This window comes from Bacteroides sp. 2_2_4 (genome assembly GCF_000157055.1).
Taxonomy (GTDB): domain Bacteria; phylum Bacteroidota; class Bacteroidia; order Bacteroidales; family Bacteroidaceae; genus Bacteroides; species Bacteroides ovatus.
Map to the genome: position 1 here is coordinate 31,112 of NZ_EQ973375.1, position 16,675 is coordinate 47,786.

Sequence of the window (16,675 nt, forward strand, 5' to 3'; positions counted from 1 at the left end):
CCCTCTCGGCTGTCAGTTTCACGTTGGAATAGACTGTTTGAGTGCCCCGCACCACGTATAGGCTGCAGGCCCCGCTTTCGGAAAACTTGGTTTGGCAGCCATTCTCCACAGTACGGGTGGTTTTGCGAACAGCCGACGTATATCCAGCTTTTCAGATAAGCTGCGTTTTCAGTGCGTATATGTTCGGCTATCCCGAAAAACATTCCTGCCAGGGCTGCGGCGAACTCGGCCGTTAATTCCTCCTTGCCGTATTCCTCTGATCCGAACGGGTGCGCAAGATCCCGGTTCAATCGGGTGGGGTGTCCCGTGGAATGTCCCATTTCATGCAGAAGCGTTTCGTAAAAGCTCTGCATATCGACGAACTGCGAGCGAAGCGGCACTACGATATAATCGGCTAAAGGAGAATAGAAAGCCCTGTCGCCTTGCTGCTCCCGTATCGGGCAAAACCAGCTTTTCGCCTCCAGCATGGCGTCTATTTCGGGGTGCGCCTCTCCGGTTGTCCCGTCGGGCTGCTCTGCCTGTCCCCCTCTGAACTTCTCCCTTAACGCTTCCCATTCTTCCGGCCTCACGTCCGAAAAATTGGTCTGATCCAAGTTAAAGACCGAGTAATATTTATAGGTCGGTATAACGTTGTATTCCTGTTGCTGCTCCCGGCTTAACGCCTTGTATTCCTCAAAGGTTATTTTCTTGCGTGTTTCCTTGTGGTACACGTAGAAAAGGAAGTAATAGACCGGAAACGATTTCGATCCTTTCAGCACGGAGATCCCGGCCTCATTCGCCTGGTTGAACGTCATAAATACGGGTGTCTGGTACTGGAATTTCTCGCAAAGGAAAAGGAGTAAAAAGGCGTTGCCTCCGGCGTACCTGCGTCCTGTGAGGTTCTGCGGAAAGAAATTGCGTGTATTCGCCGCAATGGTGATCCAGGGCTTTTGCCAGTTGTCCTCTACCTGCTGGATCTTCTCGATCATTTATGTCTGACATCAAATTTGCAAACTGTTGCGCTGCCTTGTCGAAATAATCAGTTTTCATAACTACGTCCCCCGTTCTTTATCCTGGTGGGTGAGCCAGTTCTAAAGGTTGTTATCTCTTTTTCTATACCTCTAAGATAGCACTTTTATTTGAGAGATGCAAGTATTTAAACAACGTTTAACTAACTATTTATAAGATAATTATATGCAAAAGTAGTATTTTAGTATATACTAAATTTAGTATTTACTACCTGATTTTTTCCGATAGTAAACTCCCCACCTCGCACCCTCCCCCACCAAACCTTGCGGATGCCTAAGATTCCGATGTTTTTGTATCAAGACAACCTCATTTTGGTTTTTCGGGGCTGTCGGTGTGGTCGTCTTGCGTTTACCTTGAGTTCCGAGAGGTTTTTGTATGAGAACACCCCAAACGTTTTTTTCCATAGCACAAGTTTTTTAGGAAAAATACTACCTGGCTTTAGCCAGGCTGGAGATTTTTTCTAAAAGCCGCTTGCGGCTCAACTTGGGATATGGAAAAAGCCGTTTGACCTTTGCAGACAAAACCCCCGGTCAAGGTAAACGCAAGGCGGCCACGCCGGAAAAACTAAAATACCTCTCTCCCCTGAAAGGGGGGTTAAAACCGGGTTCGACAATCGGCTACCGGAGTTCCCGACAAGGAATGTTCCTTGCCCCGCCGACGAGTGCCTGCGCTCATCAGCCGGGCAAGGATCATTCCGGGTACTCCTTTCCGGATTGTGCCGATCAGTGAAAAGTCAGGCGCTTTTATCCGGCTGGCTTCACCGAACGAATCTATCCGGAAATAGCCTACCTTAGCCGGGTGGGTGGGGGGGGGTGTATTTATGCGTTAGGGATTGCAGTGGAAAGCCCACAGCCTTCAGGCGAGAACTTGGAGGCGGAAAGCCCGACCGTTTACGGGAACGCCCAAATCCTCCAAAAGAAAAGCGTACTAATACACTAAAATACTAAAAGTAGTAAATACCCTTAATTCCGCAACACTATTACAAATTAAACTTTTAAAGTACCTGAGCAACAAAAAGTTGCCCATGATTTTGCCATGTCAGAATTTTTACTTATCCTAGTGTTGCAAAAAAACAAGCAAAACTCTGATATGACATGGTGAAGATACAAATTAAACGAGATATACTCCCTATATTCGCGTAGTAATCCCCTGTTGTCCCTGTCGCAAGACAAACTCCAGGGTTTTGTTTTTATATACTCCCCCCTATACGGTAGCGTATGGATCTTTTTCCTGAATCACCTTTTTAATCTTGAACAGCCGTTCTTTGGTTAGCGGCTTTATAGTTTCCGGATCCTCACCGTCGAATGTTTCCCCGAAGATCAGATCGTCCACCTCCAGGCCATGATTAAAATTCTCCCTGATACAGTCCCTTAGCAACCAAAGGTTTTTGAGGTTCACCCAATCGGCCGTTATGTTCCTGATCCTTCTAAACATGATTATCGCAGTACGAAAATAATGCCCCACATGATCGTAATCATGGCAAACCCGTTTATCCAGATAATAAACATCTATTTCCTGGTTTTCTTCATCCTCCGCGATCCGGCAAAGGCAGAACGGTATCTGCTCCAGTTTATCCCATTCGATATATTCCGTTGATTTCATATTGTCATTATTATAAATATCATTACTTGACCAGCGAGGCTATCACTTTGGCAAATTCGGAAATATCCCCCTCCACGCTGGCCTTTTCCAACGCTTTCATATATTCTTTTCTACGCTCCACCGGAACAACCGTCCAGTTATAGCCTCCAGACGCAAGCATGGCGTTCAAGACGAACCGTCCCATTCTCCCGTTCCTGTCCATATAGGGGTGAATATACACGAAAAAGAAGTGTCCCAGGACAGCCCTTACCGCCGGGTGCGGCTCATTCTTCAAGAGATCGAAAAGGACGGGCATAGCGTCCCTGACCGCTTTCGGGTTCAACGGGATATGTTGCGATCCCCGTATATAGACCTGCCCGGTACGATAACCCACAATATCCTCCCTTTGCAAGATCCCCACCGTAACGAACGGCATCCACATCTGCATATACCAGACCAGATGATCCGCCCTTACCGCTTCCCCTGCGTTCTTTCCTTTCAGTATATCGGAGATCGTCCCCCTGACAGCCTGGAACGCCTGGTAATACCCACGTGCCACCAGTGCGTTTTTATGCTCCTTATCTTCTTTCTCCGGCTTCCAGTTCCCGACACGCACTTTCTCGATCAGTTCCGGGGAAACCCTATATCCCTCGATCGAGAGAGAATGATAAGCGTCCTCCGAATACTTTTCATCGACGGATCTCAAATACCCCTCCACGTCATCAATCTTTCCAGGGGCTTCGGGAAACAGTTCTACAACCTTATCCCTCATGTTCTCCCACATCAGGCGCAAGCGTGTGACGTAAGGCGACACTTCATAAACAAGGGGCGTTCGTGGCTGATCCTCGAACGGATCTTCTTCTCTCACGTCATACCCGAACCCCCGCATCGTGGAAACGATGCTGTCGGCGATTTCGCTGTTCCCGATGTTCCGGAACGCCCCGGCTATTCTTCCGGCACGAAGCGAAGCCCCGTTTTTCGTCAGTACCTTTAATATATCGGCAGCGTCCCGTATCATGGCCAGGCAGGTGCGGGCTGCGATCTTCTCCACTTGGAAATATCTCGGCGTGGCATATACCAGGGCTTCGGCAAGCGGATAGAGATTAAGGCCGTATTCCGGCTCTTTATATACCTGATCCGGAATCTCGCTTTGAAACACCAAAAGCGAGGTATCATACATCAGCTTTTGCGTGTTGTTATGGCCTTTCGGCGACTTGATAATCACCTGCACGGGCACGGTCGTTTTCCCCGAATACAGATCCAGCGACTGGTCGGCCGTCAAGCACCATTGTTCCCCCAGCCGGACGGCCGCGTATTTCGCGATAAAATACCAGAATGAGGTGTACCAGACCGTCGTGTCCCCCTCTGTTCCCGGCCTGGCCGCAATATACCAGCCTTTCATTACTTCCTGCAACCAGCCGTTATCCAACAGCCGGGTTAAATGCGTCCTCCCTATCTCGGCCGTCCCTTGCAGGACGACACAGCGGTCTTTCTCCTGGAGCTTTCTTAATTCCTCCAGTGAAGCCGCCATTTTCTCCGCCATTGTTGCCATAACCGTTTTTATTTAGATTCTGATTATTTTCGTGCAAATACTCGTTTTTAGACACGTGTAAATACTCGTTTTTAATTATGTGCATTTACTCGTATTTGTTGCAAAAATACAATATTTGTTCCGATAATCAGCTACTAATGAAGTCTTTTTTTACTTGTTGTATCGTTGAAACGGCCTTTCCCGTGAGCTTCGCCACGTTCCGGATCGAGTAGCCTTTCTTTAACAAGGCGATCGCCTCCCGGTATTCCTCTTTCCTCTGTTCGGCCGTTTTCCGACTTCCCGGCTTCCGTCCCAGCCTGCCCCCTTTCTGGATGTACAACTCCCGTCCGCTATTAAGGCGGTCAATGATCCCCTGGCGTTCGATTGCGGCCAGTTCCCCCAATAGGGTAGTAATCAGAGAGGACAAGGGGTTTACCGTCTTGTCCGGCCGTAATGTTTCCAGGTTCAGGTTTTGAATATACACGCATATTTTATGCGTGTGCAGCGTATCGAGTGACTTTAGGATCTCCAGGGTTGAACGCCCCAGGCGTGAGATCTCGGTCAGCAACAACATATCCACCCGGTTCTGCGGATCTGTGCAGTATTCCAGGCAACGGCTTAAAATCGGGCGTTCGATATTGGCCTTTCGTCCGCTTATCTTTTCCTCAAAGACCGCCGTCACCTCGTACCCCCGTCCGGCTGCGAACCTCTCCAGATCGACAACCTGCCGTTCGGTCGATTGCCTGGCCGACTGCGAGCTTACACGTGAATAAATAACCACATTCATCCCTTTTGCTTTTGTTCTTCCTTATCTATTGTTTTAATCACCTTATCCACCTCTTTCAAGGAGGCATTATTTCCGGATCTATCCAAAAAAGAAATTCGCTAATTAACCTATAATTACTATCTTTGCATTGTAATGCTTGGTAAAGCCTCTGTTATCAAAACACGTAACCAAGTCAAGGATATACCCGTTCATCAAGAACGGGTTTTTCTTTTGCGACAGCCCATTCATAAGACAAAGGATATTATAACAGGTCAGTAATCACAGCCGCCGGAATATCCAGCTTTGAGAAAGCGAACATCTTTTTCCCCAGATCCTTTAACGAGGCTCCGATATGGTACACGTCCGTTTCATCAACGATCAGGAAACGGTCGTGACTGTCCCGGTACGTCCTGATGTCGATAGGTGTGTACTGGCTGTTATGCCTGTCAAGATCAAGTTGGAGTTGCTGCGTGATACGCTGGGTGTAAATGGTGGCCGAGACACCGACGCTGCGTTTACTCAACATGAGCAAGACCGTTTCGTCCACATAGTTGTCGATAAGCACGATCGAACGCCTGGCCGACTTTACCAGATCGGTAGCGAACTTGTACGCATCGAAAATCTGGCCGTTATAAAAAATGCCTTCGACCGGGGGCAAGGCAGTACGCACAAAAAAATCTATCTTCTCGGTATGTTGAGCGACAGTCCTTTCAAGTTCTGACAAACGTTTATTAATGGAATACCCTTTTAAAAGATAGTCCTTTAAAACCTTATTCGCCCATTGCCTAAATAAAATACCTCTTTTACTATTGACACGAAACCCAATGGATATGATCGCATCCAAATTGTAATAAGTCAGATTGCGCATCACTTGCCGTTTGCCTTCCTGTCGAACTGTTCGGAAATCCCGAACAGTTGAACTTTCCTCTAATTCTTTCTGATCATATATGTTTTTTATATGCTCGCTTATATTTGCTTTGCTGGATTGAAAAAGATCCACAATTTGCGCCTGTGTCAGCCAAACGGTTTCATCTTCCAGCCTCACTTCCAACTTGACCGCTTCATCCGGCTGGTATAATATGATTTCTCCCTGTTCCATTACTTATTTACCTTTTCTTAATTCATCAAGCCTCTGCATCGCACCGCTGAACTTCTCACTAAACATCATATCATCGGGCAAAACAAACCAGGTGGGAATACCTCTCGACTGTGGATTACCTATACATTCATCTTGCCCGTTCTGTTTGCGGTAATCGTCCCATTCACTATAAGCGATGTTCCAACGAATACCTAATTTATAGGTATTTTCCCATTTAATAATAGCCAGTGAATAGGCCGGATCATCTTTGCCGTCATAAATCACTTCTACAACTTCAACCATCCCTTTAGGGGAATTTATAAACTTCGGATTTTTATACGAATAAGTGCTCATGTCTTTTATTTTTTATTTATAGCACACAAAGATACTCAAAAACAAATATATACATATATACATACGTATGATTAACGTATAAAAACATTTATGGTTATTCTAATCTTTGATTAATTCCGGTACAGAAACAAAACGTACCGAAAGACGGAAACAGGATTTATTTCGGTACGCTTCCCCGATCGGTACAAAAAACACGCAAAAAACGAAAATACTACTTTTAGTCTTTTAGTATATTAGTATTTTGACTATATTTGCGGACATGACAACCATTTAAAAAACTGAATTTATGAGCAAAGCAAAAGTAATCTCCGTATTGAATCACAAGGGGGGAGTAGGAAAGACCACAACCACGATCAACCTGGGCGGCGCGTTACGTCAAAAAGGGTACAAGGTTCTTTTGATCGACCTTGACGGGCAGGCCAACCTGACCGAATCGCTGGGCTTCTCCGCGGAGCTTCCCCAAACGATCTACGGCGCGATGAAAGGCGAATACGACCTGCCGATCTACGAGCATAAGGACGGTCTTAGCGTCGTTCCCTCCTGCCTGGATCTCTCGGCCGTTGAAACGGAGTTAATCAACGAGGCCGGGCGGGAACTTATCTTAGCCCACCTTATCAAAGGCCAAAAGGAGAAATTCGATTATATCCTGATCGACTGCCCCCCCTCGCTGTCGCTGCTCACGCTTAACGCACTGACGGCCTCGGATCGGTTGATTATCCCGGTTCAGGCTCAATTCCTGGCAATGCGTGGAATGGCTAAACTTATGCAGGTAGTCCACAAGGTGCAGCAACGTTTGAACTCGGATCTTTCGATCGCCGGGGTCCTGATAACCCAGTACGACGGAAGAAAGAACCTGAACAAGAGCGTTTCGGAACTGGTACAGGAAACATTCCAGGGCAAAGTGTTCAGCACCCATATACGCAACGCCATTGCGCTGGCCGAAGCCCCGACACAAGGACTGGATATTTTTCACTATGCCCCCAAATCTGCCGGGGCAGAGGACTACGAAAAGGTATGTAACGAACTGCTAACAGAAATAAAGTAACCATATGGCAAAGAAGAACGATTTAAAAAACAGTATGTCGGCCGGACTGACCGGGGGCTTAGACAGCCTGATCCAATCCACGGCCGGGCAAAAAGAGGCTCAAAAGCCGAAGAAAGCGAAAACCGTGCATTGTAATTTTGTCATGGACGAAACCTATCACCAGAACTTAAAGCTGATCGCGATCCGCAAAGGCGATTCGCTAAAATCGGTATTGCAAGAGGCTATATCTGACTACTTGGATAAAAACAGTTCCCTGCTATAACAGCGTATCGGGAATATACAGGGCAAACACGCCACAAAAGAAATTCTCCAGGAAAAAGGTACGCAAAAAGCAACCCTACACATAAATTACAGATGATAAAAGCAATAAAAAACCCGTTGGCAGGGTTAATCTTGCGTATGTTTAACCTGCCAACGGGTACGATATTAATAAACGTTTGGATTAAGGTTGGACGTTTACGTCTTTATTATTTGCATTAACCCAGCCTGTTGTCTCTGCATCAAACTGGATCGGATTCAACACAGCCTCTCCCTGATCAGTATAACCACCACCGAAAATCAACGTGTAGATATGACGCTTGCCCTGTTCCCATGTATCTCCGAACGGAACATAAATTGTTTTGTATTCGCTTGCTGAACCCAACAGATAAGCTCCGGACTGCCGGATTTTGCAGGCGATCTCCAGATAACATTGCTTCGCATTATCGGCCTCCAACTTGCTTTTGGTGGCTGTTTCGGAAACTTTCCAAGCAGTCAGCTCCTGTGGTATATTCAGCATAGGAGTATTTGTGGTAATATCGGTAGCTTCGGTATTGCTATTGACCGTGATGTCTGCGTTTTTCACTACGGTAAATGCGTGTGGAAATGCTAAATCAGACGAACTCCAACTTCCCGTTCCATCGGCTGCCGCAGGCAATGTGAAGGCACCGGCAAATTTGAAATTATGAATCTTGATCACGTCGATGTCCACCTGCATGTTATCGTATTGGGTCTTTGCTTTGAATACGACCTGTGACAGAATATGTTTGAAATTAAATTTCACTATTCCGTTGTTCATGTCTTTTGTCTGGCCTTTGGCCATGGCATACATCACGTCGTAGTTTGCATGAGTACCGGCTCCATACTCATCCATGCAGGTATAACTTATCTTTTGGACATCCTTGGTGGCTTCCCAACTATAAAACACCATCATGTCTTCACTAACCGTTCCGGGATTGAACGCGTAAAAGTCCAAAGCCTCGGTAGGCCAATAACGAAGGTCGCTCGCATTGTCATAATCCCACTTACCATTTTTGTACACGATCTTCACTCCGTCATGTTCAAATTCCGTGTCGTTCTTTCCCATGAAGGCAGTACCATCCGCCGTAAAAGCGAACACGTCGAAATCGGTGTTCTTCAAGTTGGTGTTGGTAGTAGGGGTAGCCCTCGTTTCCGCCGCATTACTTAACACGTTAAAACCAATCGCATTTCGTGAGGAGGTTTCCACATTCGCAATCTCCTCTTCTGAGCAACTCATCAGTAGTACTCCAAAGATTGCCCAAAGCATTACTGTACTTTTTTTCATAAAATGAATAAAATTGTTAATAAATATAATTAATAAAACTCGATTACAACACTATATCCACATTCACATCATCCCAATCATCAACGTCCACATCAAATCCCGGACCGCCACTTCCCGGCTCGGATGGTACCTCATAATCAAAATTCAACACCAGATGCACATCACCGATATGCCCCGCTACCGGGACATCATGCACTTGGTCGCTCACGTCCTGTTCCAATACAGACATGCTGCCTGAACGGTTCTTGAGATACAGCCGGAAAACATTGGGCTCTCCTTCAAGTGCGGAATGTCCAAACGTATAGAATCCGCCTATAATCTGATTCCGTGAAACCATTCCATCAAAGAGCAGGCTCTCCGAAAGATCGGCGGGCAAACTGTCGCCGGACATGTTAAGCGAGCCGGACATGCCGGAAAGAGCGGCCCGCAAATCCGCCACCCTGTCCAGTCCCCGAATTCCGTTCACCTCATACGTGTAGTGACATACCATGTTTACGGGAGTTAGCCGTATTATCTTCGTGCTTCCTTCCGGAATGTCCTTGAGGATAACTCTGTCTATATGGTCGCCACACAGCCAGGGTGGGGTGACGGCCATTGTCTGGTTATCCGGCGACCGAACATCACGCGTATCGGCAGTAAAAAGCGTGTAACTGCCGTTTTCTTTCCAAACCATCCCGTCGGTATCGTAGTTGAAGCAAATTACCCGGTAATCATTCTCGGGGAGCTCCACTTCCCCATCCTCTCCTCCGGGGAAATCAAATATCCACGTGTTGCTTTCATCATCGGTCGGATAAAATACGACCCTCATGCCTTCAGGCTTGTCATGATTGGAAATCTTGGTCCAGTCGAATACTACCCGCACCGTGGCAAAGTGCGGATGATCGTAACATAAATCCTTATGCTCACAAGCCGTCAGTCCCATCCATAAAAATATGAACACCAGACTAAAGCGTATCAGTATCACTGCCTGCCTCCTTTCTTCCGGCTATAATTCCCCCGCCCGATCAACCACACCAAAGAGATACCCGCCTTGGTCGGGCCGAACCAGCAGCGTTTTTTAGTGGTCTGCCATACATAGTGACCGTCCAAAGGGATGTACTCCTTGTACAATCCTCCAAGGTAGCCGATTCCCAACGTGAAATCCACATTGAACCGATGTCCCACAGGTAACGAGTAGCCGTAAGCCACGCCTCCCCCGTAACTCCATTTATCCCCCAAGTAACCTTTCCCACCCAATTCGAAATCATAGGTGACGATCTGCCCGTACAATCCGACATGATGCCCGGAAAACGGTTTTTCCACCGCTCTCCGACCGAACCAGCGGCGCAACTCCACATCTCCCCCATAGATACGCCAATAATTATGCTTCCGATCACTTTTCCACCAGGCATACATCCAATTCCCGGCCACAGACCAGTTCTTCCCCAAACAGAACTCAACCCCGATGTCAGGTATCAAAACAGCGTCATAAAGCAAGTTTGTTTTCACCGCCATGCAAAACGGCCGTTTCTTTACCGGAGCTATGACGGTAACGGTATCACGGATGCACAACGTATCACGTGTATGTATATATACCGTATCTCTGACGGGATTTATCGGATCACTATCATAGCATATTTTCACCATCGACGAACGAAGTTTCGGAAAATGGAATTTATACAAATATGAGTATGGCCTCCCCCCTTTCAGTCTTTTCAGTTCTCCCCCCCAATAAGGGCTATCCTGGTTTTCCAAACGTACGATCTTCTCCAACAAACGAAGGACATCCTCCCTCTCCGGAACATTCACATCCGCTCTCACCATCGTTATAAGTCCGTTCCAGTCGCTTCCCGAAAAATGAAAATCCCTCTCCAATACCGGAATCTTTATATAAGGTGATATATACCGCCACAAAACCTCTGCTCGTTTTTCAGACAGCCTTCCATTCAACAGCCCCCCTCCTTCCGGGGAAGCTCCTCCTATTATTTGAATTTTCCTGATAAGACGGACGGAGTCGTTCAATGCGGAACAGATTTTAGCAAACCGCTCCATCTCGTTCCCATTGTCAAGTAAACATGTATCTATATTTACCTTTCCTTGATGAAAATAGATCCTTACCGAATCACGCTTCTCCTGAGCGGATATTTCTCCGCTTATACTCAACACGAGCACGAACAATACACATTTAATATAAAAAAACATCTTTTCGTCATTTAATCATTTGTTAATATGACAATCCAAACCCAGGCTTTTACACCCCCTGAATTTCAACCGCTAAAGATATGCACCTATAAACCAACCTCCAAAGCAAAAAACAAGTATTTTAAACTTATAAATACTTAAAAAGACAACCACACAACAGCTACAACACTTACCACAGCAGCCAATCACGCTTACACAACAATTAAAAACACTTAACATCATAAAGAAAAGTACTTAAACATACAAAAAAAAAAAAACAGTTATTTTTGCAGGAAACATTATACTTAATAACACTTAAAACAATAAAACACATGAAATTCAGCACAAAAGCCGCTACTTTTCTAAGTTCAATAAAAACTCAAACTTACGACAAAAAAGAAAGCGAAATGATAATAACGTATCAACAAAAACGTGTCTTTCATCTATCCCTGCTCATGCTGGCCTTATGCGCACCCATATACATATATTCAGTTCCATTTCCCAATGAACAGTTTTATTATATTAACAGCGTATTATTCCTGTTTATCATTATGTGCACTCTCGCTTATTTTAAAAAGAGAGTAAATCTGACCACGACCTTTTCCATTATACTGATAGCCATACATATCGAGATTTTTATCGAGATAATTTATTGCTCAATATGTAGCGGATATGAATATAGTTATCAAAGAGCATTGATAATGAGTAACATTACTATCTCTCTCTTATTTACCATGCTTTCCATCTGTGCCTATATGAGTAATATCTCCATCCTATTGTCCTCCCTTACCATAGCTTCCTATACAATCTGCACACTTATCACCGACGAACCGTTCCTATACAGTTATCTGCCTTTGATCATCATCATATACACCATGATCCCCTTATTAGGAAGATCCTTACACAGTAATATCAGCAGCTTGCTAAAAAGTAGCAACTTGCTAAAAGAGGAAGAGGAAATGCTTTTGAAACGTCTCCAAATGAAAAAGGAAGAACTATTCGCGTTCGCCGAGTTGTTAAGCGAGAATAACCCGGAAGAAAAGACAAGCTCCCTGTTAAACATAATAGGGGAACAATCCAAAGAAAATCTTTTTACAGCCCTTGCCGCATACCAGAAAAAGGAAAAAAGTAAACTTGATACAATCAGGAGAATATATCCCAATTTATCCCCGTCCGAATTAAACATCTGCCGTTTAATACTGCAAGACAAGACCGTCAGCCAAATATGCGAATTATTACATCGGAGTAGCGGAAACATAACCAGCCAACGAGCGAACATACGTGCCAAACTCGGACTGAAAAAAAGCGACAATTTAAAAGAAGCATTACAAGAACGCATGAGGCTGTATGAAGAAGAACACCGGCAAGAGGACTTTTCAGCCATGCGTTAGGGATTGCAGAGTAAAGCCCACAGCCTTTAGGCGAGGACTTGCAACGGAAAGCCTGACCGTCCCACAGGAACGCCCAAAAGAAAAAGAATCCCCCGAACATTCATCCGGGGGACATCCAAGCCGTCACATCAATTATAATACAGATTCAGATCATCCGTGCCAATCTCCTTTCCGTCCCGGAAAACAAGGCGTAAATCAATCCTCTCTCTGTTTTCATTGCCACAAAGATAGACATACCGGCCAACATACGCATCATACTTATCAATCAGTTCTAACGGTATGACCGGCATGGGAAAAGGATACACCTATATTGCATATAGCGGAAAATTTGTAAGATTACCCTGTACTTTATAAGGCAACATAGAAAATCTCTCCGCATGCAATTCCGGTCTTTTTCCCAGTAATGCTGTCAACGAATTGGCCCGGACATTCCCTTCGGCCTTCACTTCTATCGGCACCATTTGGGCATTACGTTGAATAACAAAATCCAACTCAAGACGCGAATTGTCTGTGTTATGGTAATAAATCGGTGACACGCCCTTACTTTTCATCTGCTGCAATACATACTGTTCAGTCATTCCTCCCTTGTATTCCTTAAATATGTCGTTTTTAATCAAGACTTGGGCCGGATCTGTCTTGACCATAGCACCCATAAGCCCCAAATCAACCATATAGAGTTTGAAAGCCGACAGGTCTTCATAAATATCAAGCGGAAGCTCCGGTTTGGTACATCGAGGCACTTTATACAACAACCCGGCATTTACAAGCCATTGAATGGCCATCTCAAAATCATTGGCTCTGGCACCTTTTCGCAAAGCTCCGTAAATGAATTTCTTGTTTTCTTTAAATAATTGGGAAGGAATGCTGTTCCATACCATTCGGACACGCGGAACCTGTTCTTTGGGCGCATGTTTTGAGAAGTCAAGATCATAGCCTTGCAAAATCTCCGACTGTATTCTTCTGACTTCCAGCAAGGAATCCGTTTCTACATATTTGAGTACAACTTCCGGCATACCACCTACATAATAATATTGCCGAAGGAGATCTGTATATTTGTCATGCAGGAGGCTTATCGTTTCAAAATCCCCACTCATAAGCAATTTACAAGCTTCTTCTTCTCCCTTGGCGACAAGAAACTCTTCAAAGTTCATAGGAAATATATTGATGACATTTACCTTCCCTACGGGATAAGACACATCCTGATGAAGGGATATCCCCAAAAGTGAACCTGCCACAGCTATATGATACTCCGGAACCTCCTCTTTAAAATACTTCAAAGATTCCAGTGCTTCCGGGATATCTTGTATCTCATCAAGGATAATAAGCGTATCACCCGGAGTAATGTCAACGGAAGTCATCGCACGCAGCCCCCGTAAAATTCTGTCAACATTGAAATCCTGAGAAAAAAGCTGGCGTGCAAGGTTATTCTTACGGCATACCACATAAGCCTCTTTTTTGTATTCAAGTTTGGCAAACTCATGGAGCAGCCATGTTTTCCCAACTTGTCGGGCACCATTTAAAATCAGAGGTTTTCTATCCTCACGGTTTTTCCATTCTATAAGTTGTTGCAAAACAAATCTTTTCATCTACAAACAGCATTTTTATACATGTAAAAACAGCGTATAATACATTTATCCGCACTTATTTAAAGCACAAATATACTAAAATAAGCAGATAATAGAAGCAATCTTATACATTTTTCCGCACTTTAATCAACTCCAATGGAAAGCAGTAGCCAATTTAGGATTGCCTTCTCCACGCTCGATGGCCACCAGCGTATTGATGCCCACGCCCGCCAGTTCGGAGAAGTTCCAGCTGATTGACCTTCAAACTCTTCCTGCACTCTTTAATCATCTTTCCTAGCTCTTTCATATTCACAACACATTGTGATTTTAGTCAGTTTTCATCCTAGTTCAAAGAAAAAAACAGCCGATAAAGCAACTATAATCATTGTATTCATATAGATTAACATCATATATTCAAGTTAATCTATATATTTACATGGATTATTTGTATATTTGCAAAAAAGGAACAACCATGTGGAATGAAATGAGCAATCCAGCTGTGCTGATGAGAATCGGCCAGCGCATCAAAGAGACACGTATCAGGCAGCATATCACGCAGGAAGAACTGGCAACGGCTTCCGGTGTAAGCCCCTTGACCGTTGCGAACATCGAGAAGGGCAAATCGGTATCGCTGCTGTTGTTCATCAGCGTACTCCGCTCGCTCGGCCTGCTGGAGAACCTGGAGCAACTGGTACCGGAAATCCGGGTCAGCCCGATAGAGCTCAAAAAACTGCAAGGAAAGAAACGCTACCGTGTACGCCATTTAAAACAAGATAACCATGAATGATTTGATAGTAGATGTAAAGCTATGGGGAGAAAGCGTAGGCTCTCTCTATTGGGAAAAGGAAAGCAATGCCGCCTTGTTCGACTATGAACGGAAGTTCATCCGCTCCGGTCTTGACATTTCTCCCATCATCATGCCCATCAGCCAGTACAGGAACACCCCCTACCGGTTCCTTGAAAACCGTACCGACTGTTTCAAGGGGTTGCCCGGCCTGTTTGCCGATTCACTGCCGGACACTTTCGGAAACCAGATCATCAATGAATGGTTTGCCAGCAAGGGATTGTCCGGAGAAGAGATTACCCCTTTAGACAGGCTTTGCTATGTAGGCAAACGTGGCATGGGCGCACTGGAGTTTGAGCCGTCCTCGCCAATCAACGGCATGAACGAATCATCAGTGCTCCATATCGAGGAACTGACGGAGCTTGCCAAATCCGTATTCACGGACAGAATGGCTTTTCAGGTCCAACTGCGCCAGGAAGGAAGAAACATTCTGGATATACTGAAAGTGGGAACATCTGCCGGAGGTGCCAAGCCCAAGGCCATCATCGCCTACAACGATATTACCGGAGAGGTACGCTCCGGACAGGTAAAAGCTCCTGAAGGATTCGGATATTGGCTGTTGAAATTTGATGGCGGCAAATACAGCGAACACACGCAGATAACGGACAATCCACAAGGAATAGGAAATATCGAATATGCCTATCACCGGATGGCAAAAGCCTGCGGTATCGATATGATGGAATGCCGGTTACTTCAGGAAAAAGAGTCATATCACTTTATGACACGCCGTTTTGACCGTATGAAAGACGGAGAGAAAATCCATGTACAGACATTGGCCGGGCTTGCCCACTATGACCGTGACCAACGCCATTCATACGAAGAGATATTCCGTATCATGCGGCAGATGAACCTCCCTTATCCAGATCAGGAGGAACTATACCGAAGAATGGTGTTCAACGTCATGAGCCGTAACCATGATGACCATAGCAAGAACTTCTCTTTCCTGATGGATAGACAAGGGAAATGGAAACTGGCCCCGGCATACGACCTCTGCTACTCATACACACCGGGCGGCAAATGGACGAACCGCCACCAACTGTCACTCAACGGCAAACAAGACAATTTCACGATGGAAGATCTGCAAAAGGTAGGTGAGAACATGGGCATCCGGGAACACAAACAGATTATCGAAAAGGTACAGGAAACCGTATCGTATTGGCATGAGACTGCCAAGGATTGCGGGGTCAAGCCGGAACACGCCGATTTTATCGGAAAAAACCTGCTCTTGTTCGGCAAGCAACTGCATACCATCCAAATGCCGGACATTGCCAACGAACAAGAGCAGGCTTTCATGAAGGCTATGCGAAATGATGACTTCAACGCCATCCTGGAACTGAAGATGAGAGGATATCAGCCATCGGAGAACGTACTGAAAAGCCTCCAGCCGGATATATCCGCCACCAACTTCATCGCTGCCGCCAAAATCTTCCAAATGGAAGGGATGCTAAAAAGCCTTCAGGACATAAAGCCTGTGCAAAGCCCGATTATAGGCGGCAATAAGCGTAGCATGGAATTGGGGGATTAACACACAAACGGCATCCTGTACCATTCAATATAATAGTAAATATATTAATTGTTATCTATCATATTTTGATTTAACAGTTAATATATTTACCTTTGCGATATGACAACGAATCACATCACCCAAGCCATGGCCAATCCGGAAATCATAGCGGAACTGGGCAGGCGATTTAAGGAATACAGGCTAACCTATAGGTTCACACGTGTCCACTAAAAATCATTAACACTTCCCTTAACTAATAGTTCTATAGCTATTTGCAGCTATTG

At 45.3% G+C, this 16,675-nt stretch carries 16 protein-coding genes and 1 pseudogene; 5 read left to right on the forward strand and 12 right to left on the reverse strand.

Going from position 1 to position 16,675, the window contains the following annotated elements; translation table 11 throughout:
• The 7 genes from BSCG_RS01495 to BSCG_RS01470 all read right to left on the reverse strand — a co-directional run.
• The coding region (locus tag BSCG_RS01495; RefSeq protein WP_008777456.1) for an ArdC family protein at nt 1–968 on the reverse strand (968 nt) is incomplete at its 3' end.
• Nucleotides 969–1,205: 237 nt separating this feature from the next.
• Entirely contained in the window at nt 1,206–1,412 is a 207-nt protein-coding gene (locus tag BSCG_RS30280) for a hypothetical protein (protein ID WP_008771405.1), read from the reverse strand.
• Nucleotides 1,413–2,211: 799 nt separating this feature from the next.
• Nucleotides 2,212–2,610, reverse strand: coding sequence for a hypothetical protein (locus tag BSCG_RS01490; protein WP_005648588.1), 399 nt, complete (start codon nt 2,608–2,610; stop codon nt 2,212–2,214).
• Nucleotides 2,611–2,632: 22 nt separating this feature from the next.
• Nucleotides 2,633–4,141, reverse strand: a complete 1,509-nt coding sequence (locus BSCG_RS01485) for a Fic family protein (protein WP_008777457.1) — start codon at nt 4,139–4,141, stop codon at nt 2,633–2,635.
• A gap of 127 nt (nt 4,142–4,268) precedes the next feature.
• Entirely contained in the window at nt 4,269–4,907 is a 639-nt protein-coding gene (locus BSCG_RS01480) for a recombinase family protein (protein ID WP_008777458.1), read from the reverse strand.
• Between the two features lie 241 nt (nt 4,908–5,148).
• Nucleotides 5,149–5,985, reverse strand: coding sequence for a virulence RhuM family protein (locus tag BSCG_RS01475; RefSeq protein WP_008777459.1), 837 nt, complete (start codon nt 5,983–5,985; stop codon nt 5,149–5,151).
• Nucleotides 5,986–5,988: 3 nt separating this feature from the next.
• On the reverse strand, nt 5,989–6,318 hold the full coding sequence (locus tag BSCG_RS01470) for a hypothetical protein (RefSeq protein WP_007564632.1): 330 nt from the start codon (nt 6,316–6,318) through the stop codon (nt 5,989–5,991).
• Nucleotides 6,319–6,604: 286 nt separating this feature from the next.
• Between BSCG_RS01470 and BSCG_RS01465 the strand changes: the two genes are divergently transcribed.
• Nucleotides 6,605–7,363, forward strand: coding sequence for a ParA family protein (locus BSCG_RS01465; RefSeq protein WP_008777460.1), 759 nt, complete (start codon nt 6,605–6,607; stop codon nt 7,361–7,363).
• 4 nt (nt 7,364–7,367) lie between these two features.
• Nucleotides 7,368–7,625: a hypothetical protein gene (locus BSCG_RS01460; protein WP_005648607.1), complete on the forward strand. Its 258-nt coding sequence runs from the start codon at nt 7,368–7,370 to the stop codon at nt 7,623–7,625.
• 180 nt (nt 7,626–7,805) lie between these two features.
• Here the strand turns inward: BSCG_RS01460 and BSCG_RS01455 are convergent, their stop codons facing one another.
• From BSCG_RS01455 to BSCG_RS01445, 3 genes are read right to left on the reverse strand one after another with little or no spacing between them, the layout of a single operon-like run.
• Nucleotides 7,806–8,927, reverse strand: a complete 1,122-nt coding sequence (locus tag BSCG_RS01455) for a fimbrillin family protein (RefSeq protein ID WP_008777461.1) — start codon at nt 8,925–8,927, stop codon at nt 7,806–7,808.
• Nucleotides 8,928–8,970: 43 nt separating this feature from the next.
• Nucleotides 8,971–9,891 (reverse strand): DUF5119 domain-containing protein, encoded by a 921-nt coding sequence (locus BSCG_RS01450; protein WP_007856438.1) that lies wholly within the window; start codon nt 9,889–9,891, stop codon nt 8,971–8,973.
• Nucleotides 9,888–11,108: a DUF3575 domain-containing protein gene (locus BSCG_RS01445; protein ID WP_032849859.1), complete on the reverse strand. Its 1,221-nt coding sequence runs from the start codon at nt 11,106–11,108 to the stop codon at nt 9,888–9,890. Before BSCG_RS01445 ends, BSCG_RS01450 begins: the two co-directional genes overlap by 4 nt.
• 311 nt (nt 11,109–11,419) lie before the next feature.
• Between BSCG_RS01445 and BSCG_RS01440 the strand changes: the two genes are divergently transcribed.
• Complete coding sequence (locus BSCG_RS01440; RefSeq protein WP_008777463.1) at nt 11,420–12,478, forward strand: LuxR C-terminal-related transcriptional regulator; 1,059 nt, start codon at nt 11,420–11,422, stop codon at nt 12,476–12,478.
• Between the two features lie 305 nt (nt 12,479–12,783).
• On the opposite strand, the gene BSCG_RS01435 is transcribed toward BSCG_RS01440, so the two are convergent.
• Nucleotides 12,784–14,064: an ATP-binding protein gene (locus tag BSCG_RS01435; protein ID WP_005868811.1), complete on the reverse strand. Its 1,281-nt coding sequence runs from the start codon at nt 14,062–14,064 to the stop codon at nt 12,784–12,786.
• A 126-nt stretch (nt 14,065–14,190) separates the two neighbouring features.
• Nucleotides 14,191–14,350 (reverse strand): annotated as a pseudogene (locus BSCG_RS30710) (helix-turn-helix domain-containing protein).
• A 129-nt stretch (nt 14,351–14,479) separates the two neighbouring features.
• Here BSCG_RS30710 and BSCG_RS01430 point away from each other — a divergent pair.
• Nucleotides 14,480–14,830, forward strand: a complete 351-nt coding sequence (locus BSCG_RS01430; RefSeq protein ID WP_005868812.1) for a helix-turn-helix transcriptional regulator — start codon at nt 14,480–14,482, stop codon at nt 14,828–14,830.
• Nucleotides 14,823–16,412 (forward strand): type II toxin-antitoxin system HipA family toxin, encoded by a 1,590-nt coding sequence (locus tag BSCG_RS01425; protein WP_008771412.1) that lies wholly within the window; start codon nt 14,823–14,825, stop codon nt 16,410–16,412. The genes BSCG_RS01430 and BSCG_RS01425 overlap by 8 nt, the downstream gene beginning before the upstream one ends.
• The last annotated feature ends 263 nt before the right edge of the window (nt 16,413–16,675 follow it).